The 23,237-nt window shown below is 73.0% G+C and carries 20 protein-coding genes and 1 pseudogene; 9 read left to right on the top strand and 12 right to left on the bottom strand.

Annotation, left to right across the window (positions count from 1 at the left end):
• Positions 1–233 precede the first annotated feature (233 nt).
• Together ABZ471_RS01500 and ABZ471_RS01495 are read left to right on the top strand one after the other, a co-directional pair.
• Positions 234–1,628, top strand: coding sequence for an AlkA N-terminal domain-containing protein (locus ABZ471_RS01500; RefSeq protein ID WP_359061284.1), 1,395 nt, complete (start codon positions 234–236; stop codon positions 1,626–1,628).
• Complete coding sequence (locus tag ABZ471_RS01495) at positions 1,628–2,137, top strand: methylated-DNA--[protein]-cysteine S-methyltransferase (RefSeq protein WP_359061154.1); 510 nt, start codon at positions 1,628–1,630, stop codon at positions 2,135–2,137. The genes ABZ471_RS01500 and ABZ471_RS01495 overlap by 1 nt, the downstream gene beginning before the upstream one ends.
• Before the next feature lie 37 nt (positions 2,138–2,174).
• Here ABZ471_RS01495 and ABZ471_RS01490 read toward each other — a convergent pair whose 3' ends face one another.
• The 6 genes and pseudogenes from ABZ471_RS01490 to ABZ471_RS01465 form a co-directional block, all read right to left on the bottom strand.
• The gene (locus ABZ471_RS01490; RefSeq protein ID WP_359061152.1) at positions 2,175–3,044 is read right to left on the bottom strand and encodes a carbohydrate ABC transporter permease; all 870 of its coding nucleotides are present in this window, start codon (positions 3,042–3,044) and stop codon (positions 2,175–2,177) included.
• Positions 3,041–4,000 carry a sugar ABC transporter permease gene (locus tag ABZ471_RS01485; protein ID WP_359061150.1) on the bottom strand — a complete coding sequence of 320 codons (960 nt, stop codon included), beginning with the start codon at positions 3,998–4,000 and terminating at the stop codon, positions 3,041–3,043. The genes ABZ471_RS01490 and ABZ471_RS01485 overlap by 4 nt, the downstream gene beginning before the upstream one ends.
• The gene (locus ABZ471_RS01480) at positions 3,994–5,334 is read right to left on the bottom strand and encodes an ABC transporter substrate-binding protein (RefSeq protein ID WP_359061148.1); all 1,341 of its coding nucleotides are present in this window, start codon (positions 5,332–5,334) and stop codon (positions 3,994–3,996) included. Before ABZ471_RS01480 ends, ABZ471_RS01485 begins: the two co-directional genes overlap by 7 nt.
• Positions 5,331–6,311, bottom strand: coding sequence for a GNAT family N-acetyltransferase (locus ABZ471_RS01475; protein ID WP_359061146.1), 981 nt, complete (start codon positions 6,309–6,311; stop codon positions 5,331–5,333). The genes ABZ471_RS01480 and ABZ471_RS01475 overlap by 4 nt, the downstream gene beginning before the upstream one ends.
• Before the next feature lie 77 nt (positions 6,312–6,388).
• Positions 6,389–7,585 carry a DUF1343 domain-containing protein gene (locus ABZ471_RS01470; RefSeq protein WP_359061144.1) on the bottom strand — a complete coding sequence of 399 codons (1,197 nt, stop codon included), beginning with the start codon at positions 7,583–7,585 and terminating at the stop codon, positions 6,389–6,391.
• Between the two features lie 197 nt (positions 7,586–7,782).
• A pseudogene (locus ABZ471_RS01465) lies at positions 7,783–7,965 on the bottom strand (PPOX class F420-dependent oxidoreductase); the annotation flags it as partial.
• A 119-nt stretch (positions 7,966–8,084) separates the two neighbouring features.
• Between ABZ471_RS01465 and ABZ471_RS01460 the strand changes: the two are divergent.
• A complete protein-coding gene (locus tag ABZ471_RS01460; protein WP_359061142.1) occupies positions 8,085–9,290 on the top strand; it encodes an SGNH/GDSL hydrolase family protein in 1,206 nt (401 codons plus the stop codon).
• Positions 9,291–9,467: 177 nt separating this feature from the next.
• Here the strand turns inward: ABZ471_RS01460 and ABZ471_RS01455 are convergent, their stop codons facing one another.
• Complete coding sequence (locus tag ABZ471_RS01455) at positions 9,468–9,950, bottom strand: DUF456 domain-containing protein (RefSeq protein ID WP_359061140.1); 483 nt, start codon at positions 9,948–9,950, stop codon at positions 9,468–9,470.
• A gap of 36 nt (positions 9,951–9,986) precedes the next feature.
• Positions 9,987–10,976 (bottom strand): helix-turn-helix domain-containing protein, encoded by a 990-nt coding sequence (locus ABZ471_RS01450; protein ID WP_359061138.1) that lies wholly within the window; start codon positions 10,974–10,976, stop codon positions 9,987–9,989.
• 458 nt (positions 10,977–11,434) lie between these two features.
• On the opposite strand from ABZ471_RS01450, the gene ABZ471_RS01445 reads away from it, so the two are divergent.
• The 3 genes from ABZ471_RS01445 (at position 11,435) to ABZ471_RS01435 (ending at position 15,475) form a co-directional block, all read left to right on the top strand.
• Positions 11,435–13,033 (top strand): protein phosphatase 2C domain-containing protein, encoded by a 1,599-nt coding sequence (locus ABZ471_RS01445; RefSeq protein WP_359061136.1) that lies wholly within the window; start codon positions 11,435–11,437, stop codon positions 13,031–13,033.
• A 67-nt stretch (positions 13,034–13,100) separates the two neighbouring features.
• Positions 13,101–14,843, top strand: coding sequence for a pyruvate dehydrogenase (locus ABZ471_RS01440; RefSeq protein WP_359061134.1), 1,743 nt, complete (start codon positions 13,101–13,103; stop codon positions 14,841–14,843).
• A gap of 182 nt (positions 14,844–15,025) precedes the next feature.
• A complete protein-coding gene (locus tag ABZ471_RS01435) occupies positions 15,026–15,475 on the top strand; it encodes an ATP-binding protein (RefSeq protein WP_359061132.1) in 450 nt (149 codons plus the stop codon).
• 93 nt (positions 15,476–15,568) lie between these two features.
• On the opposite strand, the gene ABZ471_RS01430 is transcribed toward ABZ471_RS01435, so the two are convergent.
• Together ABZ471_RS01430 and ABZ471_RS01425 are read right to left on the bottom strand one after the other, a co-directional pair.
• Positions 15,569–16,612 carry a DUF2637 domain-containing protein gene (locus tag ABZ471_RS01430; protein ID WP_359061130.1) on the bottom strand — a complete coding sequence of 348 codons (1,044 nt, stop codon included), beginning with the start codon at positions 16,610–16,612 and terminating at the stop codon, positions 15,569–15,571.
• A 301-nt stretch (positions 16,613–16,913) separates the two neighbouring features.
• Positions 16,914–17,753, bottom strand: coding sequence for a (2Fe-2S)-binding protein (locus ABZ471_RS01425; RefSeq protein WP_359061128.1), 840 nt, complete (start codon positions 17,751–17,753; stop codon positions 16,914–16,916).
• Positions 17,754–17,919: 166 nt separating this feature from the next.
• Between ABZ471_RS01425 and ABZ471_RS01420 the strand changes: the two genes are divergently transcribed.
• Positions 17,920–18,699 (top strand): GntR family transcriptional regulator, encoded by a 780-nt coding sequence (locus ABZ471_RS01420; protein ID WP_359061126.1) that lies wholly within the window; start codon positions 17,920–17,922, stop codon positions 18,697–18,699.
• 107 nt (positions 18,700–18,806) lie between these two features.
• Here the strand turns inward: ABZ471_RS01420 and ABZ471_RS01415 are convergent, their stop codons facing one another.
• Together ABZ471_RS01415 and ABZ471_RS01410 are read right to left on the bottom strand one after the other, a co-directional pair.
• The gene (locus tag ABZ471_RS01415) at positions 18,807–19,589 is read right to left on the bottom strand and encodes a hypothetical protein (protein WP_359061124.1); all 783 of its coding nucleotides are present in this window, start codon (positions 19,587–19,589) and stop codon (positions 18,807–18,809) included.
• Positions 19,590–19,741: 152 nt separating this feature from the next.
• On the bottom strand, positions 19,742–21,415 hold the full coding sequence (locus ABZ471_RS01410; RefSeq protein WP_359061122.1) for a PucR family transcriptional regulator ligand-binding domain-containing protein: 1,674 nt from the start codon (positions 21,413–21,415) through the stop codon (positions 19,742–19,744).
• Positions 21,416–21,761: 346 nt separating this feature from the next.
• Here ABZ471_RS01410 and ABZ471_RS01405 point away from each other — a divergent pair, with 346 nt between their 5' ends.
• Together ABZ471_RS01405 and ABZ471_RS01400 are read left to right on the top strand one after the other, a co-directional pair.
• Complete coding sequence (locus ABZ471_RS01405; RefSeq protein WP_359061120.1) at positions 21,762–22,655, top strand: FAD binding domain-containing protein; 894 nt, start codon at positions 21,762–21,764, stop codon at positions 22,653–22,655.
• A complete protein-coding gene (locus tag ABZ471_RS01400; RefSeq protein ID WP_359061118.1) occupies positions 22,655–23,236 on the top strand; it encodes a (2Fe-2S)-binding protein in 582 nt (193 codons plus the stop codon). The genes ABZ471_RS01405 and ABZ471_RS01400 overlap by 1 nt, the downstream gene beginning before the upstream one ends.
• The last annotated feature ends 1 nt before the right edge of the window (position 23,237 follow it).

Below are 23,237 nucleotides of genomic sequence, written 5' to 3'. Positions count from 1 at the left end.
CCCCGGGTGCGGTGGCACACGGGGCCGCGTTCCCGGCGGGTGCTTCGGTACCCGCCGGGACCGGCGGCACCGAACCCCGCCGGCCGATACCGCACCCTCGGCGTGGAGCGGACGGCGCACGGCCGAGGAACTCCTGGACCAGGGGGACGGCCCTGATCTCCGGCCGCGACGCAGCTGCACGTCCGATTTCCGCCAGCCGGTCCGGCCGTCGCGGCCCCACACTGGAACACGTGATGGACGAGGACACCAGGTACGAAGCGGTGCGCAGCCGGGACGGACGGTTCGACGGCGCGTTCTTCTTCGCCGTCGAGACAACCGGGATCTACTGTCGGCCCAGCTGCCCGGCGGTCACCCCGAAGCGGCGTAATGTGCGGTTCTTCCCGACGGCCGCCGCCGCGCAGGGCTCGGGCTTCCGGGCCTGCCGGCGCTGCCGGCCGGACGCGGTGCCGGGTTCCGCCGAGTGGAACGTCCGCGCGGACTCCGTCGGCCGGGCCATGCGGCTGATCGCCGACGGCGTCGTGGACCGCGAGGGCGTCCGGGGCCTCGCCTCGCGGCTCGGCTACAGCGCCCGGCAGGTGCAGCGGCAGCTCACGACCGAACTCGGTGCCGGACCCGTGGCACTCGCCCGCGCCCAGCGGTCGCACACCGCCCGGGTGCTGCTGCAGACCACCGACCTGCCGATCACGGACATCGCGTTCGCGTCCGGGTTCGCCAGCGTGCGGCAGTTCAACGACACCGTCCGCGAGGTGTACGACTCGACGCCGACCGAGGTACGGGCCGCCGCACCCCGGGGCCGGGGCGCCCGCCGGGCCACGCCGGCCGCGGGCATCCCCCTGCGGCTCGCCCATCGCGGCCCCTACCAGGCCGCCGCCGTCTTCGACCAGCTGACGCGGGAGGCCGTACCGGGCGTCGAGGAGGTGAGCGGCGCCCCGGGCGGCCGTACCTACCGGCGCACACTGCGGCTGCCGTACGGCACCGCGCTCGTCGCCGTCGAAGAGCGCACCGGGGGGCCGAGGACGGGCGGCGGCACGCATCCGGGCGGCTGGCTCGACGCGCGGCTGCACCTCACCGACCCTCGGGACCTGACCACCGCCGTGCAGCGGCTGCGGCGGCTGTTCGACCTCGACGCCGACCCGTACGCGGTGGACGAGCGGCTCGGCGCCGACCCGAGGCTCGCCCCGCTGGTCGCCGCCCGGCCCGGACTGCGCTCGCCCGGCGCCGTCGACGCCCTGGAACCGACCGTACGGGCGCTCGTGGGCGTCGCCGGGGCGGAAGACCTGGTCCGCCGGTACGGCAAGGCACTCGACGCCCCCTGCGGCAGCCTCACCCACCTCTTCCCGGAGCCGTCCGTCCTCGCCGAGGCCCGGCCCGGCGGCCCGCTCGGCGCACTGGCCGCCGCCCTCGCCGACGGCACCGTGCATCTGGACCCGGGCGCCGACCGGGACGACGCCCAGCGGGCCCTGCTCGCGCTGCCCGGCATGACCCCGGCCGTCGTCGCCACCGTCCGCGTCCGCGCGCTCGGCGATCCGGACGTGGCGCCGCCCGGCCTCGACACACCCGACACCTGGCGGCCCTGGCGCTCCTACGCCGCCCAGCATCTGCGTATCGCGGGGGAGCTGACCGACTGATGGAAACGACGACCTACTGGACCGGCACGGACACCCCGATCGGCCGGCTGCTGCTCACCGCCGACCCGGACGGCGCCCTCACCTCGCTGTCGATGCCCGGGCAGAAGGGCGGCCGGACCGTGCAGGACGGCTGGCGCCACGACCCCGGCCCGTTCCGTGCGGCCGAGGAACAGCTCGCCGCCTACTTCGCCGGTGAACTCAAGGACTTCCGGCTGCCGTTGCGCACCCACGGCACCGAGTTCCGCGAGCGGGTGTGGGCCGCGCTCGACTCCGTGCCGTACGGCGCCACCACCAGCTACGGCGAGATCGCCGCCCGGATCGGCGCCTTTCGCGCAGCGGTCCGTGCCGTCGGCGGAGCGATCGGCGCCAACCCCCTGCTCATCGTGCGCCCTTGCCACCGCGTCATCGGAGCGGACGGCTCGATGACCGGGTACGCCGGGGGGCTGGAGAGGAAGGTATGGCTGCTGACACTGGAGGGCGTGCTCCCGGCCCAGGATCTCCCTTCCTGATCACGGGACACGGGGGTGGGCTCAGGATGCGTATGCGCTACTTGAGGCCGCTGAGCATGACGCCGCGGATGTAGTACTTCTGCAGCAGCAGGAAGAGGACCAGGACCGGCAGGATGCTCAGGACGAGGCCGGCCATGACGATGGGCATCGTGCGGGTCGGGTCGACGTAGTCCTGCAGGAGCTGGATACCGACGGGCAGGGTCATCACGTCCGGGTCGGCGGTCGAGACGAGCAGCGCCCAGATGTACTCGTTCCAGGCGTCGACGAAGGTCAGCAGGCCGAGCGTCACCACGACCGGCTTGGTCTGCGGCACCACGATCCGCCACCACACGGCGAACTCGCCGGCCCCGTCGATGCGGGCGGCCTCGAGGACCTCGTCCGGGATCGACACCATGAACTGGCGCATCAGGAAGATCCCGAAGCCGTTGACGAGGAACGGCATGGCGAGCGCCGCGATGCTGACGGTCAGGCCCGCGCCGCCGCGCCCGAAGAGGTCGTTGCCGCCCGCCAGCGGCCAGTGCACCAGGATCAGGAAGTGCGGGACGAAGAAGAGGAACGGCGGGAACATCATCGTCGACAGCACAAGGCGGAAGATGAAGTTCCGGCCGGGGAAGCGGAGTTTGGCGAGCGCGTATCCGGCGAGGGACGACGTGAGCAGCACCGATCCGGTGATCAGGGCGGTGGCGACGACGCTGTTGCGGAAGAGCACCGGCAGATCGAGCTGGTCGACCGCCGCCCGGTAGTTGGACAGGTCGAACGCCTCGGGCAGGAAACGGTACGGCAGCGTGCCGGACTCACCCGGCCCCTTGAACGACGTCATCACCATGTCGAGGAACGGCACCACCGTGAGCACGGCACCGGCCACGACCACCAGATACGAGAACCACGGGAAACGGCGGCGGGTCATGCGTCCTCCCCCTTGCGCCGGAAGATCCACAACTGCACCAGGGTGACCACGAGGACCACCACGAACAGCACGAAGGCGGCGGCGCTCGCCGTGCCCCAGTCGCCGTACGAGAAGGCCTGCCGGTACATCTCCAGCGCGGCCACGTTGGTCGCGTCACCCGGCCCGCCCTTGGTCATCACGATGATCAGCGCGAACGACTGCAGGCCGGTGAGGAACTGGGTGATGCACACGAACAGCAGGGACGGCCGCAGCAGCGGCAGTGTGATCTTCCGGAAGACGGTGACGGGCCCGGCGCCGTCGAGCGCGGCGGCCTCGTAGTACGACTCGGGAACGGACTTCAGCCCGGCGGTGAGGACGAGGATCGCCGAGCCGACCGAGGCCCAGGCCTGGACGACCACGACCGAGGGCAGTGCGGTGTCCGGGTCCTGCAGGAACGCCACCGAGCCGAGCCCGAGGGCGTTGAGGACGCCGTTGACCAGGCCGCCCGGCTCGTACATGTACTTCCACACGTTGCCGACGGCGACGACGGTCGTGACGATCGGCAGGAAGTACAGGGTGCGCCACAGCCCCTGGAACCGCAGCCTGTCGATGCAGGTGGCGACGAGCAGGGAGCCGGCGAGCGCGAGGGCCACGGTGCCCAGGGCGAACAGCAGCGTGTTGGTGAGGATCGGCGCCAGGAACGTCGATCCGTCCGCGAAGAGGCCGGTGAAGTTGTCCAGGCCGACCGGATCGATGTCGCCGAGGTCGAAACCGGCCCAGCGGGACATCGACAGCAGCAGCGCGAAGCCGAGCGGCAGGATCAGGAAGACCGCGAAGAACAGCAGCGTCGGCGCCAGGAAGAGGTAGGCGACGACGGCTTGGCGGCGCCGGGTCCGGCCGCGGTGGTCGACGGCGGGCCCGGCGGACCGCGGGCTGTGCGCCCGCTCGGCCGTCTCCGGCGCCAGGGTGTTCACCATGAGCGCGACACCTCCTGGTCGACCTGACGGCGGGTGGTGCGCAGTGCCTCGTCGACCGACTGCTGACCCGTCCACAACGCCTCGATGTTCTTGCGCAGCAACGACTTGGCCTGCTGCGCGCCCGGCACGTTCGGTTCCGGCACCGCGTACGCCAGCGCGTCCAGGAACGGGCGCAGGTTCGGATCGCCGCCCTTGCCCAGGAGCGTCCGCATGTCGTCGGCGCGCCCGGTCAGGGAGCCGACCGACACCTGCAGGGAACTCATCCGGGTCGCTGCCGCACCCTTTGCGGCGCTCTTCACGCCCACCCTCTCGGTGTTGAGCCAGCGCAGGAACTCCCAGGCCTCGCGCGGGTGCTCGCTGGCCGTGTTGACCCCCAGCATGAAGCCGGTGGAGAGCGTGGCGTGCTCGTCGTCCGCCTCGGGGACGGGCACGGGCGCGACTCCGACATCGCGGTAGTCCTGGCCCATCAGGGGCTTCAGACTCCCGGTCCACCAGCCGGCGCTGACCACCATGGCCACCTGCCCGGACGGGAACGCCTTGTAGACGTTGACGCCGGGGGCGCTCGCCGCTCCGGCGACGAGGCGGTGCTCCAGGTCGAACACGGCCCGGCCGGCCGGCGAGTCGATGGCGGTGCTTCTGCCGTCCGCGGAGACGAACGTTCCGCCGGCGGCGCTGAGCAGCGCAAGGGTCTGGCCGACGGTGGTGGAGTCGTCGTAGGTCGACAGCCCGAACCCCTGGACCAGCGTGTTGCCGTACCGGTCCCGCCGGGCGGTGCGGTGGGCCGTCTCCTCCAGCTCCCGCCAGGTGCGCGGAGGGCCGTCGATGCCCGCCTCGCGCAGCAGCCGCTTGTTGTAGTAGAGGGCGTACGTCTGCACCTCGGTGGGGTAGCCGTAGACCTCGCCCGCCACCGACGAGGCGCCGACCGCGGCCTCGCCGTAGCCGCGCGTGATCTCCTCGGCGTGCTCGGACGGAGCGGGCCGCAGGACGCCGGCCCGGACGAGCTGGCCGTTCCACAGGCAGTACGGGTGGAGGATGTCGGCGCCCTGGCCCGCGGCCTGCCGGACCATGAACGTGGTCAGCAGGTCCGTGAACTCGACGGCCTTCGTCCGCACCTTGACCCGGTCGTGCGTGGCGTTCCACTCGTCGACCGGTCCCTGCAGGGCCTCCTTGAGCGCCCCGCTCGCGTAGTGGGAGAGCAGGGTGAGGACGATCGGATCCCCGGGCCGCCCGGTGCCGTGGTGCGGCGCGGCGCATCCGGAGGCGAGCAGCGCCGAGGGGAGCGCGAGCGCGAAGTGACGGCGGCTCAGGCCCCCGGTGCGGCGTGACGGCGTCACCGTGCGTCCTCCCGGCGCATCACGCGGAACACCCGGGTCGTGGTGAAACCGGTCGCGCGGTACAGGTGGCCCGCCGGGGACTGCTCGCCGGTCCACAGGAACCACGCGGAGTGCGCACGGCGCGCCCGCATCCGTTCCAGGACCAGGTGGAGCAGCACCTTGCCGAGCCCGGTGCCGCGCATCTCCTCCAGCACGCCGAACGGCCCGAACCGCTCGTCCACCGCATCGAACGTGCCGTGCATCGCCCAGCCGACCAGGCGGCCCGAGGGTTCCCGGGCGACGACGATCCGGTCGAGCGGCGTGCCCGTGGCCAGACACCCCCGGATCGTGCACGCCCAGTCCGGGCCGAAGTGGTTCCCGGCGAGCGCGAACAGGTCCACCAGGTCGTCGTCGCACGGGGTGGCGAACCGGTAGCCCTGCGCCGTCAGTTCGTCCAGGCGGCCCGCGACATCCTCCGGGATGCGGTAGCCGACCAGGCCGCGCTCCATCGCCGCCGCCTCGTACAGCGTGCGAAAGCCCAGGGACCCGAGGAGCCCGGCCGCTTCCGGGTACGCCTCGGCGTCCAGGCCGGGGAGGACGTAGTTCGGGGTGTACGAGGAGAAGTCCACCCGGGTGCGGCCGTGGCTGTGCAGCCAGTCGAGGGCGTCGGTCAGCAGCCGGCGTCCGAGGCCGCGCCCTCGGACGGCCGGGTCGACGAAGAAGAACGGGATCCAGCCCTGCTCCGGCTCCAGGTCGGTGCCGGCCATCGGCGTCAGACGGCGCACCGCGTAGGCGGCGCCGACGACACGGTCGCCGTCGACGGCGACCCGAAGCCCCTCCGGATCGAAGTTGGCGTCGAGCAGCACCAGGGAGCGGAAGCGGTCCGAGGAGATCGCGTCGGCCGGCGCACTCCGGCGCCACGCCTCCACCAACTGCGGGCCGTCACCCGCGCGAAAGCCACGCATCTCGGTCCGGGATGTCGTCGTGCGATCGGTCATCGACGGGGATGTCCTTCCATACGCAGGTCGCGTCCGCGGCGGCGACGGGGCTGTGCGCGACGTCGGGACAGGAGGTCTCAGGGGTAGAGCAGCACGTCGTCGCCGGCCCACCGGCCGGGCGGTGCCGGCGGATCGCACAGCGGCAGCGGGTCGTCGCCCGCGTCGACGGCGCGCCGCAACCTGTCGGATCCCCACAGCAGGTCGATGAAGTGACGGTGGCCGGTGCCCTCCTCGCCGCCGTCCGAGGTGCGCCAGGCGAAGGCGTCCGGGTACAGCCGGCGCAGCGTGGCGAGCATCGCGACGGCGGTGCGTACGGGAGCGAACACCTTGCGGTCGGTGATGTGGAGCTGGACCCCGCGCAGCGGCCGTCCGGCGTGTTTGTGGAAGGTCGGTACGTAGCGCAGATCACGGAAGTGCACTCCCGGCAGGGCGAGTTCGGCGAGCGAGGGCGCGAACCGCGCGTCGATGTACGGGGCCCCGACGATCTCGAAGGGCTGCGTGGTACCGCGGCCCTCCGAGAGATTCGTCCCCTCGAACAGGCAGGTGCCGGGGTAGACGATGGCAGTGGCGGGCGTCGGGACGTTCGGTGAGGGCGCGACCCACGGCAGGCCGGTGGTCTCCGCGTCCATGGCGCGGCGCCAGCCGGCAACCTCGATCACCGTCAGGTCGGCCGCACTGCCCGCTGCTCGGGGCACGTCCCAGGCGTTGAGATGCCGGGCGAGTTCGCCGCAGGTGAGGCCGTGCCGGACCGGTGTCGGGGCGCGCCCGACGAAGCTGGCCCACGCCGGGTCGAGCAGCGGGCCCTCGCTGACGAGTCCGCCGAGGGGGTTCGGCCGGTCGGCGACCACGAACCGTACGCCCGTACGGGCCGCCGAGACCATCAGGTCGAACATGGTCCACACGTAGGTGTAGAACCTGGCCCCGATGTCCTGAAGGTCGTACACCAGGGTGTCGACGCCGCTGTCGAGCAGCAGTTCGTCCAGGTGCTCGCCACTGCACCGGTAGGTGTCGTGGACCGGCAGCCCGGTGGCGGGGTCCGCCTGGGCGGCCTCGCTCTCTCCGTCCTGGCCGGTCCCGTGCAGCCCGTGCTCGGGACCGAACAGGGCGACCAGCCGCGCGCCGGCCCCGAGCAGCGCGGGCGCGGTGGGGCGCAGGTCGGGGAGGACGCCGGTGTGGTTGGTCACCAGCCCGAGCCGGCCGGGCCCGGCGAGTCCGGGCGACGCGTGCAGCCGTGCGATCCCGGGCGTCACCGCGACGCGGTCGTCCGTGCTCATCCTTGCCCCCGTCTGACGGTGACACCTCGAATCGAATGTCGGAAATTTACTTGCATGTCAGGCAATGTTGCAATGATCTACCGGCAGTTCGTTCCGAGCGCGGCCGCGGGCCTCCGGTGGCGGCCGCAGCTGAGGGCGCACCTTGAATCTCCCGCGCCGGGAACCCAGGGCGTGACACGCGAGGACACGCCCCAGCCCTCCTCCAGCCCCCAGGCGTGTATCCGGCGCGGATGGCCGCGGATCAGCTCCTCGCCGAGGTGCGTGTCCAACTCGTGTGGTCCGACGAGGAGTTCGGCCTCACCGAGGAGGTCGACGCCGTGCACCCGCCAGGGTCGTACGCTCACCACGTCGTCCACGACCAGGGCGATCCCCGGGTTCTGCCACGCCCTACGACGCACGGCCTACGCCGAGCGGGTGGACCGGCGGGGATGTTCCGGTGCCGGGAGGCGGCCGTGTGGCACGGTCGGCTCGGACAGGCACGGGAAGGGCGGGCGCAGGCATGGGCAAGGTCGGACGGTTCCTCGCGGCGCTCCTGCTCGCGCTGCTGCCGGGCACGGCGGCGGCCGCCGCCGAACCCGCCGCGCCCCCGTGGACCGGCAGCTGGGAGACGGCCCCCTCCGGCACCGCCGCCGCGCTGCCCGGGGCCGCCGTCCGCAACGTCGTCCACCTCAGCGTCGGCGGCACCGCCGTGCGGATCCGGCTCAGCAACCGGCTCGGCACCCAGCCCCTCCTGCTCGGCGGGGTCACGGTCGCGCTGCGGCGGGCCGCCGGTCCGGACGCCGTGCCCGGCACCCTGCGCACCGCCACCTTCGACGGCGCCCCCACGGCCATCGTCCCGCCGGGCCAGGACCTGCTCACCGATCCCGTTCCGCTGCCCGTGCCGGCCGCCGCCGACCTGCTGGTCACCGTCCTCACCCCGGTCGACTCCGGCCCGGCCACCTACCACCGCACCGCCCTGCAGACCAGCTACCTGGCCCGCGCCGGCGCCGGCCACGCGGCCGACGAGAACGGCTCCGTGTACACCGCCGCCATCGCCTCCTGGTACTACGTCACCGGCATCGACGTCCTCGGCCCCACAGCCGGCAGCGTGGTCGCCTTCGGGGACTCCCTCACCGACGGCACCGGCTCCACCCCCGACACCAACCACCGCTGGCCCGACCGGCTCGCCCAGCGACTGCGCGGCGACCGGCTCGGCGTCCTCAACGCCGGCATCTCCGGCAACCGCCTGCTGCGCGACGGCACCGGGCCGAGCGCCCTGGCCCGACTGGACGCCGACGCCCTGGACCGGGCCGGGGCACGGGTCCTGATCGTGTTCGAGGGCATCAACGACATCAAGGGCAGCCCGGAGGCCACCGACCCCGCCGCCTTCGCCGCTGCGTACCGCACCCTCGTCTCGCGCGCCCACGCCCGCGGTATCCGGGTCGTCGGCGTCACCCTGACCCCGTACGGGGGGTACTCCGGCTACACGGCGGCCCGCGAGGCGGTACGGCAGCAGGTCAACGCGTTCATCCGCACCGGCGGCGCCTTCGACGCGGTCGCCGACGCCGACGCCGCCCTGCGAGACCCGGCCGTCCCCGAGCGGATCCTGCCCGGCTACGACCCCGGCGACCACCTGCACTTCAACGACGCGGGCATGACCGCGGTCGCCGACACCGTGGCCCACGCCCTGGCCGGCACCACCGGCTCCGCCCCGGCGGCCGGCTGACCGGCCGGCGCTTCTGGTTTCGCCCTGACCGGCCGGCGCTTCTGGTTTCGCCCTGACCGGCCGGCGCTCCTGGTTTCGCCCCAGCCGTCGGTCAACCGGTCGGAACCCCCGGTTTCGCCCAGGCCGCCGCCCGACCCGGCGGCACCCCACGCCCCGCCCCGGCCGCCTGCCGGCAGGTCAGCCCCACAGGACCGCGCCCAGCCACGCTCCCGCGATCAGCAGACACGCGAACAGTTCGGCCAGCACACTGGAGCCTCCTGCGCGCATCGTCGTGCGCAGCGCCGCCATCGCCTCGTCGTGCCCGCCGAGTCGCAGCCGCTCGTGCACGTAGATCCCGGCCACGAAACCCGGCAGCGCGCCCACCACCGGGATCAGGAAGAAGCCGAGGAGAGCGCCGACACCGGCGTACACGCCCATGCGGGGTGTGGCGCCGCTCGCCCGCAGCCGGCGCGGCGGCAGCGCCCAGCGCACCACCAGCGACAGCAGCAGGATCCCGGTGGCCCCGACCAGAACCCCCCAGGCCACCGGCCGCGGGTCCTTGAGCGCCCACCACAGGACCGCGGCCCACACCAGCCACGACCCAGGCACGCCGGGCACCAGCACTCCGCACAGGCCGAGCACCAGCACCACGCCGACCGTCAGGAGTTCCCACGCTCCCATCTGCCCAGAGTGCCGGAGGCCGGAAGGCACCGCAGGTCACAGGGAGCCCTCGCGGGACACCCAGCCCCGCTCGTAGGCGTGCCAGCCCAGCTGGAGGCGGGTCGTCACACCGGTCAGCTCCATCAGCCGCTTCACCCGGCGCTGCACGGTCCGCAGGCCCAGGTCGAGCTGTTTGGCCACGCTCGCGTCGGTCATTCCGGCCAGCAGCAGCGACAGCACCTCCAGATCGGTGGCGTCCGGACCGTCGGGCTGCTGCTCGGTCACCCCGGACGCGCCCAGCCTGAGCGGCAGCGCCTCCCGCCACACCGACTCGAACAGGCCGGCCAGCAGCTCCAGCAGACCGCTCGCGTGCACCACCAGCGCGGCCGGCCCGGCCGTCCTGGAGGCCAGCGGCACCATGGCGAGGGCACGGTCGGCGATCACCAGCTTCGTCGGCACCCGGTCCACCGCCCGCACCTGCTCGTCCCGGCCGAGCGCCGCCGCCAGCTCGGTGAGCCCGTGCGGCAGGTCCAGCACCGACCGCTCCACCACCACCCGGTAGCGGACCCCGCGCCCGGCCGCCTGCTCCTCCGCTTCGTTCTCCAGCCCGGACACCACCACCGGATGACCGGTGACCAGCGCGCACACCTCCTCGGCGGCGCCCAGCTGCAGCTGGAGAAAGCGCTGGGCGACCGCCGAGGCGCCGGTCACCACCTCCACCAGGTCGTGCACCTCCGGCTCGGCCGCCGCCGCCCGGTACTCCTCGGCCAGCAGTGCCGCCGCCAGCTCCGCCTTCTCCAGCTCGTGCCGCTGCTGGGTGAGCAACGCGCCCAGTGCCACCCCGGGCGGGGCCGCCACCCAGCGGCCCGGCCGCGCCGGGGACTGGGCCGCCAGACCCTGCCGCTCAAGACGGCGCAGCGCACGCTCGGTGTCCGGCTCGGCCAGCGACAGGCGGCGCGCCAGATCGGCCACCTCGGCGGCGCCCACGGACACCAGCGCCCGGTACGCCGACTCGTGCGTCTCGTCCAGGCCTATCGCTGTCAGCATCGACCCACGTCCCTCCCGGAGAACAAGCCATCCACGCGGGCGGCCTGGCGGAAACCGGCCACGGCGCAAACCCGCCGCCGCACATCATCGCTGTACCGGTGGTGGCTCTGCGAAGGTGGGGGCACCGAAGGACGCGAAACCGTGCCCACGCGCCACAGCCGCGTCCCAGGAATCCAAGCCACAATCAGGCCATTCGACCGGCGCCTTCGGCGACCCGGTCGTGGTGGGACGGTGATCCGGGCCCGGACGTGCGCGAGCGCACGAGCGGAAGCGGGGCCGGGTCACTTCGATGTCGCCGGGCGGCCCTCCCGTGGGGGGTGGGGTCGCTCGGCGGCCATCAACCCGCGTTCGTACGGCCGTTCGCGTTGTCCCTCGACACGCCGTTCGAGGCGGTCGTGTGCGCCGGAATTTCCCGTTGCCCCGTTTTCCCGGGGCCCCTGCGGTGGACAATTAGGGGCATGAGCCAGCAGGGGGGTAGGCCCGCCCGTCCCGAGGACGACTGGTGGGGGCAGCTGTACGACGACTCGACCGAGGACACGGGCCCCACGGCCGCACCCGACAGCCTGGACGACCGCTTCACCTCGGCGAAGAACGCGGTGGCGGGGCGGCCCGGCGGTACGGCGGGGCCCACCGGCGGCACGGCGCCCCGCAGGCTGCGCCAGGAGCCGTCCCGTGAGCCCGCGGTACCACCCCAGCGAGCCGCGTCACCACCGCCCGCGCCCACCACACCGGGCCCGCAGGCACCGCCCGACGAACCCGCAGAGCCGCCCCGGGGCACCCCGACCGGCGCACCGCCCGGGCAGCGCGCCCCCTGGGAGCCCCCGCCGGCCGAGCCCGAGGCACCGGAGAGCTTCCCGTCCGCGCCGGACCGGCCTGAGGGCGAGCGCACCGCGGCCCCCGTCTCCGGTCTCGAGCCGCTCGGGATCTGGCCGCCCGCACCGGGCAGGTCATGGGACCCGAGGAAGGCGAGGGACGAAGCACCCCGGTCCGCCGCGCCCGGGGCACCGGGTGCTCAGCCACCGGTTCCGGAAAGTGCCGACGCCCAGATGTCGGCAGCACCCGCGCCGCCTTCCTCCGCGCCCCTCTCCTCCCTCGACTACGTCGGCTCCGGCCCGCCCACCTACGATCCCGAGCCCACCGCTCTGCCCGCCGCCGACCCCGACGTGCTCGACGAGCTGGTCGCCGACACGGTGCTGGACGGAGCCCGGTACGGGGCCTGCACTCTGCGGGCCGTGTCGCTGCGCGGGGACTCGGCGCGATTCCGGGGGGAGCCGCGTCGGGACGCGCTGCTCACCGCGCGGTTCGGGACGGGGGAGCAGGGGCTGGTGCTCGTCGCGATGGCGTCCGGCGCGCGGGCCACGCCGGGTGCGCACCTGGCGGCGGCCGAGGCGTGCCAGTTGATCGGGCGGGCCGTGGGCCGCAGCCATCAGCGGCTGGCCGACGACATCCGGGCCGCCCGGCGCGGTGACCTGAAGTCGGGACTGCACCGGCTGACCGACCGCAGCCTCGGCAAGCTGCGCGCCAGCGCCGTCGAACAGGACCTGGACCCCGAGGACTACACGGCGAGCCTGCGCTGCCTGCTGCTGCCCGCCGACCGGGACTGCCGTACCCGCGTGTTCTTCGGTGTCGGCGACGGGGGCCTGTTCCGGCTGCGGGACGGCGCATGGCAGGACATCGAGCCGCTGGTCGCGCCCGCCGACACCATCGGTGAACCCGTCCTCGGCTTCGGCTCCCCGCCCTCCGAGACCCCCGAGGGCGACCGGCTCACCATGGACCTCGGCATCCCGACCCCGCCGAGCCCCTACGAGCCCGCACCCGAGCCGCCCCGCGAACCCTTCCGCTTCCGCGCCTCGGTAGCCCGCCCGGGTGACGTGCTGGTGATGGGCACCTGCGGGCTCGCCGATCCGCTGCGCGGCGAGCCCGCCCTCTGCGCCTATCTGGCCCGCCGCTGGTCCGGCCGTACTCCGCCCGGCCTCGCCGCGTTCCTCGGGGACACCCAGGTGCGGGTGAAGGGCTACGCCGACGACCGCACGGCGGCGGCCGTTTGGGAGGCGTAACCCCGGCCTCTGTGGATTGATGGAACGGGAGGGGGATTCCGGGACATCGAAGGGGCAGACGAGAGCCGTGGCCAAACAGAACGTCGCCGAGCAGTTCGTCGACATCCTCGTCCGCGCCGGCGTGCGCCGCCTCTACGGTGTCGTCGGCGACAGCCTCAACCCGGTCGTGGACGCCGTCCGCCGCAACTCCGCCATCGACTGGATCCACGTACGCCACGAGGAGACCGCCGCGTTCGCGGCCGGCGCCGAGGCCCAGATCACCGGCAAGCTGGCTGCCTGCGCCGGCTCCTGCGGCCCGGGTAACCTGCACCTCGTCAACGGCCTGTACGACGCCCACCGCTCCATGGCCCCGGTGCTCGCGCTCGCCTCGCACATCCCGTCCAGCGAGATCGGCCTCGGCTACTTCCAGGAGACCCACCCCGACCGGCTCTTCCAGGAGTGCAGCAACTACAGCGAACTGATCTCCAATCCGCAGCAGATGCCCCGGCTGCTGCAGACCGCCGTCCAGCACGCGGTCGGCCGCAGCGGCGTCAGCGTCGTCGCGCTGCCCGGTGACATCGCCGACCAACCCGCTCCGGACAAGGCCCCGCAGAGTGCCCTCGTCACGTCCCGGCCCACCGTCCGGCCCGGGGACGCCGAGATCGACCGGCTCGTGGAGATGATCGACGCGGCCGGCAAGGTCACCCTCTTCTGCGGCAGCGGCACGGCCGGCGCCCACGCCGAGGTGATGGACTTCGCCGAGCGCATCAAGTCGCCCGTGGGGCACGCCCTGCGCGGCAAGGAGTGGATCCAGTACGACAACCCGTACGACGTCGGGATGAGCGGACTGCTCGGCTACGGCGCCGCCTACGAGGCCACCCACGAGTGCGACCTGCTGATCCTGCTCGGCACCGACTTCCCGTACAACGCCTTCCTGCCGGACGACGTGCAGATCGCTCAGGTCGACGTACGGCCCGAGGTCCTCGGCCGCCGCTCCCGGCTCGACCTCGCCGTGTGGGGCGACGTCCGTGAGACCCTGCGCTGTCTGCTCCCACGGGTGGAGGAGAAGACCGACCGGCGCTTCCTGGACAAGATGCTGAAGAAGCACGCCGACGCGCTGGAGGGTGTGGTCAAGGCCTACACCCGCAAGGTCGAGAAGCACGTCCCGATCCATCCCGAGTACGTGGCCGCCGTCCTGGACGAAGTCGCGGACGGGGACGCCGTGTTCACGGTCGACACCGGTATGTGCAACGTGTGGGCCGCCCGCTACATCTCGCCCAACGGCCGCCGCCGGATCATCGGATCCTTCTCGCACGGCTCGATGGCGAACGCGCTGCCCATGGCGATCGGCGCCCAGTTCACGGACCGGCGCCGGCAGGTCGTCTCCATGTCGGGCGACGGCGGATTCTCCATGCTGATGGGCGACTTCCTCACGCTCGTGCAGTACGACCTGCCGGTCAAGGTCGTACTGTTCGACAACTCCTCCCTGGGCATGGTCGAGCTGGAGATGCTCGTCGCGGGCCTGCCCTCCTACGGCACCGCCAACACCAACCCCGACTTCGCGGCCGTCGCCCGTGCCTGCGGCGCGTACGGGGTGCGGGTGGAGAAGCCCAAGCAGCTCGCCGGAGCGCTCAAGGACGCCTTCAAGCACAAGGGCCCGGCCCTGGTGGACATCGTCACCGACCCCAACGCCCTGTCCATCCCGCCGAAGATCAGTGCCGAGATGGTCACCGGATTCGCGCTGTCCGCCTCGAAGATCGTGCTGGACGGCGGGGTCGGCCGGATGCTTCAGATGGCCCGCTCCAACCTGCGCAACGTCCCGAGGCCCTGAACCGGGGCCGGGAACGGAACTTTCCGGCCAGTTTCATGGCCAAGGCGGTCGTCCGCCGGTCTCCAGGACTGCCCTCAGGCTCGCTGGGCATGGATTCCCGTGAACGTGTTCGACCAGGAGGGGCAGGGTCAAGCAGCGTGCGGGCGGGGGTCATGAAGAGGCAGGCGCGAGGGGGCGGTCCCGTGGCCATCGGGGCCTCCTCGGCGAAGGCGGGGGAAGAGACCGACACCATCACGGAAGGGGCGCACACGCCCCAGTTCAGGCGCAGACTGGGGCGGGCCGACCTCAGGGCGGTGCCCGAGGCCCGCCGGGAGCTGCGCGAACTGCTGCGGCACTGGGGCAGGCCGGGCCGCTCGGAGATAGCCGAACTGCTCACCAGCGAACTGGTCACCAACGCGCTCGTGCACACCGACGACGACGCCGTCCTGACCGCCGTGGTCTCACCGCGCGGACTGCGCGTGGAGGTACGGGACTTCGTGGCCCGCAGGCCGCGCCTGAACGCGCCGGAGGCGAGCGAGGACACCCACGGCCGGGGGCTGGTGCTGGTGCAGTCCCTCGCGGACGCCTGGGGCGTACGGCCGCACGGGGTGGGCAAGTCGGTGTGGTTCGAACTCGGTGCCGAGGCCGCCTGAGACGGGCGGCGGCGGACACGGAAACGGGACGGGGGCGTGACCCGTGCGGTCACGCCCCCGTCCCGTGACGAGTCGCAGCTCCGGCCGGACGTCCTAGCCGAACTGCTGCTCCAGGTCCTTCAGTTTGCGCTCCAGCGAGTCCAGGCGCGGCAGGGCCATCGTGTCGTCCTCGGCGGTGAGGTCGACGGTGAGGGGCTCAGTACCCTTGCGGACCGGCTGAAGGGAGGGCCGAGAGCGTACGGGCAGTTGTTCCGGCGTCGATATGGCAGGCTCCGCGGTGGCCTGCGCGGGGGCGCGTTCCACGGCCTGGACCTCGACCTGCCGGGCTCCGGGCCGGCCGACGATGCCGCGGTGGCCCCGGCTGATCGCCTTCAGCTGGGCGCGCTCCACGCGCTGCTGGTCGCGCCGCCGCTGCCGCGTCTGGTCCTTCTGCCGCTTGTCCTCACGGACCTCCTCGACCGCCTCGTCCAGGCTGCGCACGCCTTCCAGGAGCATCAGCGACCAGGCCCTGTAGGTCTCGATGGGGGCCCGAAGCCAGCGGACGATGCGGATCTGCGGCAGCGGGCGCGGCACCAGACCCTGCTCGCGCAGGGCGGCCCGGCGGGTCTGCTTCAGCGCGCGGTCGAAGAGTACGGCCGCCGACATGGACATGCCGGAGAAGAACTGCGGCGCGCCGTCGTGGCCGACTCCCCGGGGAGCGTGCACCCAGTTGAACCAGGCCGCCGCCGCGGCGAACATCCATACCAGTATCCGGGAGCCGAGGGCGGCGTCACCGTGGCTGGCCTCGCGCACCGCGAGGACGGAACAGAACATCGCCGCGCCGTCCAGGCCGAACGGCACCAGGTACTGCCAGCCGCCGGTCAGCCCGAGGTTCTGCTCGCCGAAGCCGACCAGGCCGTGGAAGGACAGGGCGGCCGCCACCGCCGCACAGCAGAACAGAAGTACATAGGAGGCCGTGCCGTAGACGGCCTCCTTGCGCCTGCGGCGCTCCTCGCTGCGCTCCCACGAGTCGTCCGTGCTCGCGTTCTCCCCGGAGGAGCGCTTGCCGCGCGCGAGCACCGCCACCGCCACCAGCATGCCCAGGAGCAGTACGGCGCCAGGAAGCAGCCAGTTGAGCGATATGTCGGTCAATCTCATCAGGGGTCCCTTGCATTGGGATAGGGCGTAACGCCCGCCATATTGGCCCACGCCCGACGGCCCTCAGGGGGTTTCGGGGCAAGAGGCCGCCAAGGAAGTGCAAGGGGATGCCCAGGGCGGCGTTCTGCTCGAACTGCCGCTTGAGGGGCGGGAGTTGAGTTCGAATAAGACTACCCGTACGGATGGTTCCTCGGAAAGTTCCTGAGACTGGTGAGGAAGTTGTGAATTACCTGTCCGCAGGCGGGCGTCCGATTCCGGTGATCTTAGTGGACCCGGGGGGCGCATCGGACCTGAAGGATCCTCAGGTCGCTGCGGCGGCAGTGAGTTTGGCGATGCGGTCGCTGTCGCAGGTGCGCGGACAGGTGGCGCAGGTGTCCGCGGGGCGCACGGTGTAGAACATGCAGCAGCTGGCCCGGTCCCGGGTGGGCAGTGGCTCGCCGTCCGGCCCGGTGAGCACACGGAATGCGGCCGAGCCGACGTACGGCCTCGTCGCGCCCGGCAGCAGCAGCTCCAGCTCCCGTACGGCCCGTGCCTCCTCGGCCTCGCCCAGCAGGCGGGCCACGTACCACAGCCCCTCGACGACCTCGTCCGTCGCCATGCCCCACAGGGCCCGCCCGCGCCGCCGCATCCGCGGCCCGAAGGCGGCGAGCACGGGCTCCAGGTGTTCGGCCACGGCCGCGCGCACCTCGGCCCGCAGCGCCTCCTCGCCCGGCACGACGACGGCGCCGGGCAGTGCGGCCGCGGGGTCGCCCGGCAGGCAGGCGAAGGAGGCGGGGCGTACGGCCATGCGGCCGGCGGTGCGGTCGTAGGAGACCTGTGTCACGGGCAGCCGGGGGACACGGCGGTGCAGGAACCACGGGACGGTGATCAGCAGGCAGGCCGGCCAGGCGTAGCGGTGCAGGCCGAAGCTCGCGACGACGTCCGGGCGGGCCCGCTGCCCGTAGTCCCGCAGGACCTGCGCCTCGTCCCGGGCGAGGAAGGCGTCGAGGCGGGTCCCGCCCTCCGCGAGCCCGGCGGCGCCGACCCGGCCGCCGCCCGCGGGCATCGCCTCCGCCGGGTCCAGGACCGTCACGGCCAGGCCGGGGTAGACCTCGGCGAGGCGGGCGTAGGCGGCGGTGAGCGGCGAGGCCGCAGCGGGCATGGCGGGACCACCGATCCTTGATCGCGTACCGGGTTGCACAGGTAAGGCTAACCTTATCTGCCCTTCAGGGAGTTTGAACTGCCGCCTGGTGCGCCTATGGTGCTTGACGGACAAGTGACAACCCGCCGTTAATGGCCCATGTACCGACAAGCCGGAGGAGGACCCCGTGAAGCAGCGTGTGCAGGGCTCCGCCGGTGTGCAGGGCGCCGCCCGGGTGCCGGCACAGCGCGCGGTCGACGTGGCCCGGGAACGGGACGTGGCCGTGCCGGGCGCACGGGGCGAGCACACGCACTGCGAGCCGCCGATCCCGCAGCCGCGTGCCGTCGTGCAGCGCTCCTCGGTGCGCGGGCAGATCCTGGACGCGCTGCGTACGGCGCTGGTGGCGGGCGAGCTGAAGCCCGGCGAGGTGTACTCGGCGCCGGTCCTCGGCGAGCGCTTCGGGGTGTCGGCGACACCGGTGCGGGAAGCGATGCAGCAGCTCACGCTGGAGGGCGCCGTCGAGGTCGTGCCCAACCGGGGTTTCCGGGTCGTCCGGCGGGGCGCACGCGAGCTGGCCGAGCTGGCCGAGGTGCGGGCGCTGATCGAGGTGCCGGTGATGCTGCGGCTCGCCCGTACGGTGCCGGCCGAGCGGTGGGCCGGGCTCCGGCCCCTCGCGGACGAGACGGCACGCGCCGCGTCCTCCGGCTGCGCGGCGACGTACGCGGAGTCCGACCGGGCCTTCCACCGGGCGGTGCTGTCCCTGTCGGGGAACGAGCAGCTGGTGCAGGTCGCGGAGGATCTGCACCGGCGGTCCCAGTGGCCGCCGGTCGGAGGCCCGGTCCGGCACGGCCGGGCGGATCTGGTGGCGGACGCGGCGGAACACACCGCGCTGCTGGAAGCCTTGATCGCCCGTGACCTGGACGTGGTGCGGGGGCTGGTCGGGGAGCACTTCGCCGGCGCGAGCTGAGCGGGGTCTCGCCGCAGGGGTACGGGTCGTCTGCCGGGTGCGGGTCCGTTCCGGTTGATCGCGCAGTTCCCCGCGCCCCTTCGGCCCGCACCCGCAGCGCTCCGCCGCTAGGCCGTCGCGGCGTCGGGTGCCGGCGGTGTCAACTGGCGGGCCAGCCATGTGGGCACACCCCCGAGCAACCGGAACAACCGGCGGGCCTCCTCCCGCAGTCGCGACGCCTCGGGCTCGGACTCCGCGTCCGCCAGGGAGGCGAGCGCGGGGGCCGTACCCACCAGATAGCCCAACTCCTCGCGGATCCGCAGCGATTCGGCGAAGCCGTGCCGCGCCTCCGTCAACTCGCCGTCCCGCAGGGCGAGTCCGGCCAGATGGCGCCAGGTGAAGGACAGCAGCAGCGGGTCGGAGTGCGCCGTGGCGCCCGCGTGGGCCCGGCGGTACGCGGCGCGAGCCGCCTGCGGGGAACGGGCCAGGTTCTCGGCCAGCAGGCCCCTGCGGAAGTCCAGCAGGGCCCGGCCCGCACCCCCCGGAGGGATCAGCGCCGCCGCCCGGCCCAGCGCGGCACGCGCCTCGTCCGCCCGGTCCCGTACCCCGTGCAGCGTGGCCGCGTAGGCGAGTTGGCCGCGTTCGCAGGCGGCCGCCCCCCGCTCCTCGTCGGAGTGCGCCAGCGCCTCGGCCGTGCGCAGCGCGTCCTCCGCCTCCTCCCAGCCCCGCTCGGTGTACAGGCACCGCTCGACGAGCAGCGCGGCCCGCTGGAGCGAGGCCGTCGGGGTGTCCGGTGGCAGCAGGGCCGCCGCATCGGCCCAGCAGGCCCGCGAGCGCAACCGCCATACCGCGGTCTGGAGAGGATCGTCACCGGCGGTCGTTCCGTTACCAGACATGGCGGAATACGCCACGTTGCCCTCCCCGAGCACGCCATCGAGCTGTTGAGTGGTGGCGGCATTCCAACACCGATGGCGGCGCTGGGCCAAGAGGGTGGGTGAAAGATTTCACAAAGTGGAGGCGCTTTGGCGTGACTTGGTTTGGCCGCCGCGCGCCCCGCCTGACCTCAGCTCATGCGCAGAGCCAGGAAGAAGTCCAGCTTGTCCTCCAGGCGAGAGAGATCCCTTCCCGTCAACTGCTCGATGCGGCCCACCCGGTAGCGCAGCGTGTTGACGTGCAGGTGGAGCCGGGTGGCGCAGCGGGTCCAGGAGCCGTCGCACTCCAGGAACGCCTCCAGGGTCGGGATCAGCTCGGCCCGGTGCCGGCGGTCGTAGTCCGTCAGGGGGTCCAGCAGACGTGCCGTGAAGGCGCGGCGGACGTCGTCCGGAACGAAGGGGAGGAGGAGGACGTGCGAGGCCAGTTCCTGGTGGCCCGCGGCGCAGACCCGGCCGGGCCGGGCCGCCGCCACCCGGCGGGCGTGCCGGGCCTCCTCCAGGGCGCCGCGCAGCCCCTCCGCCGAGTGCACGGCCGCGCTCACCCCGAGGGTGAGCCGCCCGTCCTCGCTCAGGCCCGCAGACAGCGGCTCGCGCACCGACTGGAGCAGCGCGTCGGCGAGCAGTCCGGTCTCCGGGCCGTCGTGCTCGGTGGAGACCGCAGGGAGCGGGACGAGAGCGATGGCCTCGTCACCCGTGTGGGCGACAGCGATGCGGTCCGAGGGCTCCGGGCCCGTGGCCAGCGGGTCGACCAGGATCTCCTCCAGCAGCGACTGGGCGACCGGACCGCCCTCGACCTCGTCGCCCTCCCAGTCGACGCGGGCCACCACCACCTGCCAGTGCGGGGCCGTCCCGAGCCCGGGCAGCAGCACCGGCGCCGCCACCCTCAGACGCGCCGCGATCTCGGCGGGCGCGGCACCCGTCTGGACCAGCTCCAGCACCTCCTGGGCGAGCCTGCGCCGCACCGTGCGGGCGGCATCGCGGCGGTCCCGCTCGACGGCGATCAGCTGGGTGACGCCCTGGAGCAGGTCGAGGCGCTCTTCCGGCCAGTCGCCCGCGTCGGCCTCGACGGCCAGCAGCCAGTCCGACAGGACCGTCTCCCGGACGTCGCGGGCGGCCTGCGGGGAGCGCCCGGAGGAGCGGATGGGGAAGAGGGAGTACCGGCTGCCGCCGAGCAGCAGCCGGTGCGGTCCGCGGCGGCCCGTGCGGGCGGCGGCCAGGTGCTCGGCGGCGAGCCCGGCGCAGGTCTCGGGGGGCAGGTCCGGGCCGGCGACCTTCGAGCCCGCGATCAGGCGGCCGGTGGGCGAGAGCACCCAGGCGCGCAGGTCCAGGTCGGAGCCGAGCAGGTCCAGGACCACGTCCGGGCCGCCGCCCGCCGGGCCCGAGGTCATCATCCGGCGGTGCCGGTCCACCACGGCCGCCAGGTCCCCGGCGCGCTCGCCGGAGACCTGCCGGACGACGTGCTCGGTGATCGTCGCGAACGCCACCGACTCGTGCACCGCGAACAGCGGCAGCCGGTGCCGTGCGCAGGCCTGCATCAGGTCCTCCGGCACATCGCCCAGCTCGGCCTCGCCGGCGGCGAGCGCCGCCACCCCCGCCTGCACCAGGATGCGGACGAAGGGCTCGGAGTCGTCGGCGTCCCGGCGCCAGGCCAGGCCCGTCAGCACCAGCTCACCGCCGGAGAGGTAGCGGCTCGGGTCGCGGAGGTCGGTGGTCATCACCCCGCGCACGGAGCGGTCCAGCTCGTCCTCGCCGCCGAGCAGCCGCAGGCCCAGCGCATCGGTGTCCAGAAGTGCGCGCAGCCGCATCTCGTCGCCGCCGTTCTCTTGTCTCGAAACCTACGATGAATCTTGATGGGTGACGGGGGAGGGACCCGACGCGGGGCGCGCAGGCCGTTCTCCGGGGTCGTCGGGCTGTGTCCTGCGTTTCTCGAGGAAACCGGAGAGGTTACCGATGACCTCCGTTCATACGAATCTACAAGATGCCCACCATGGCCAGCCAACTCCTTCATGGTTTCGGTGACTGACCTCGCCCGAGCAGGGGGCGGTGTACTGAGTCCACTCCGCGTTAACAGGACATGAACGAGCCGGACCCACCGCACACGGATTGGCTCAATCTGTACGACCCACGAGACGAAGAAAAAGAGAGCCGGTCATGGACTTCCTTCGCCCCGCCAGCTGGGATGAGGCGCTCGCCGCGAAGGCCGAGCACCCCAGCGCTGTGCCGATTGCGGGTGGCACCGATGTGATGGTCGAGATCAACTTCGACCACCGTCGGCCCGAGTACCTGCTCGACCTCAACCGCATCGGCGACCTCACCGAGTGGGAGGTCGGCGAGGACACCGTGCGGCTGGGTGCCTCCGTCCCGTACGCCCGGATCATGCAGAATCTCCGTGCCGAGCTGCCCGGCCTCGCGCTCGCCTCGCACACGGTCGCCTCCCCGCAGATCCGCAACCGCGGCGGCGTCGGCGGCAACCTCGGCACGGCCTCGCCCGCCGGCGACGCCCACCCCGCCCTCCTCGCGGCCGGCGCCGAGGTCGAGGCGGAGTCGGCGGCCCGCGGCACCCGCCTGATCCCGATCGACGAGTTCTACACCGGCGTCAAGCGCAACGCGCTCCAGCCCGACGAGCTGATCCGCGCCGTCCACGTCAAGAAGGCGGACGGCCCGCAGCAGTACTCCAAGGTCGGCACCCGCAACGCCATGGTCATCGCGGTGTGCGCCTTCGGTCTCGCCCTGCACCCGGAGACCCGCACCGTCCGGACCGGCATCGGCTCCGCCGCCCCGACGCCCGTGCGGGCCAAGACCGCCGAGGACTTCCTGAACGCGGCCCTGGAAGAGGGCGGCTTCTGGGACAACGGAAAGATCATCACCCCGTCGGTCGCCAAGCAGTTCGCGGACCTGTGCTCCGGCGCCTGCAACCCGATCGACGACGTCCGGGGCACCGCGAGCTACCGCCGCCACGCGGTCGGTGTCATGGCCCGCCGGACACTCACCTGGACCTGGGAGTCGTACCGCGGCACCCGTCGCGCCTCGGAGGGAGCTGCGTAATGCGCGTCAACTTCACTGTCAACGGACGTCCGCAGGAAGCAGACGACGTCTGGGAGGGCGAGTCCCTGCTGTACGTCCTGCGCGAGCGCCTCGGCCTGCCCGGCTCCAAGAACGCCTGTGAGCAGGGCGAGTGCGGATCCTGCACCGTGCGCCTGGACGGCGTCCCGGTCTGTTCCTGCCTGGTCGCGGCCGGCCAGGTCGAGGGCCGCGAGGTCGTCACCGTGGAGGGCCTGGCCGACTACGCCAAGCAGCGCTCCGAGGGCGGCTGCGCGACCGGCGCCTGCGGTACGACGCTGCAGGACGCCCAGCAGTGGCAGGCCAAGGGCACCGACTCGCAGACCGGCGAGGGCACGGAGCTCTCCCCGATCCAGCAGGCGTTCATCGACGCCGGCGCCGTCCAGTGCGGCTTCTGCACCCCCGGTCTGCTGGTCGCCGCCGACGAGATGCTGGAGAGCAACCCGAACCCGTCCGACGCGGACATCCGCGAGGCACTGTCGGGCAACCTGTGCCGCTGCACGGGCTACGAGAAGATCATGGACGCGGTCCGTCTGGCGGCCGCCCGTCAGTCCGAGGGGGTCTGAC

Origin of the sequence: Streptomyces sp. NPDC005728, assembly GCF_040630895.1 — a bacterium.
Classification (GTDB): Bacteria; Actinomycetota; Actinomycetes; order Streptomycetales; family Streptomycetaceae; genus Streptomyces.
The sequence above is the reverse complement of the archived record's forward strand: the minus strand, read 5'-3'. Positions and strand labels throughout refer to the sequence as shown.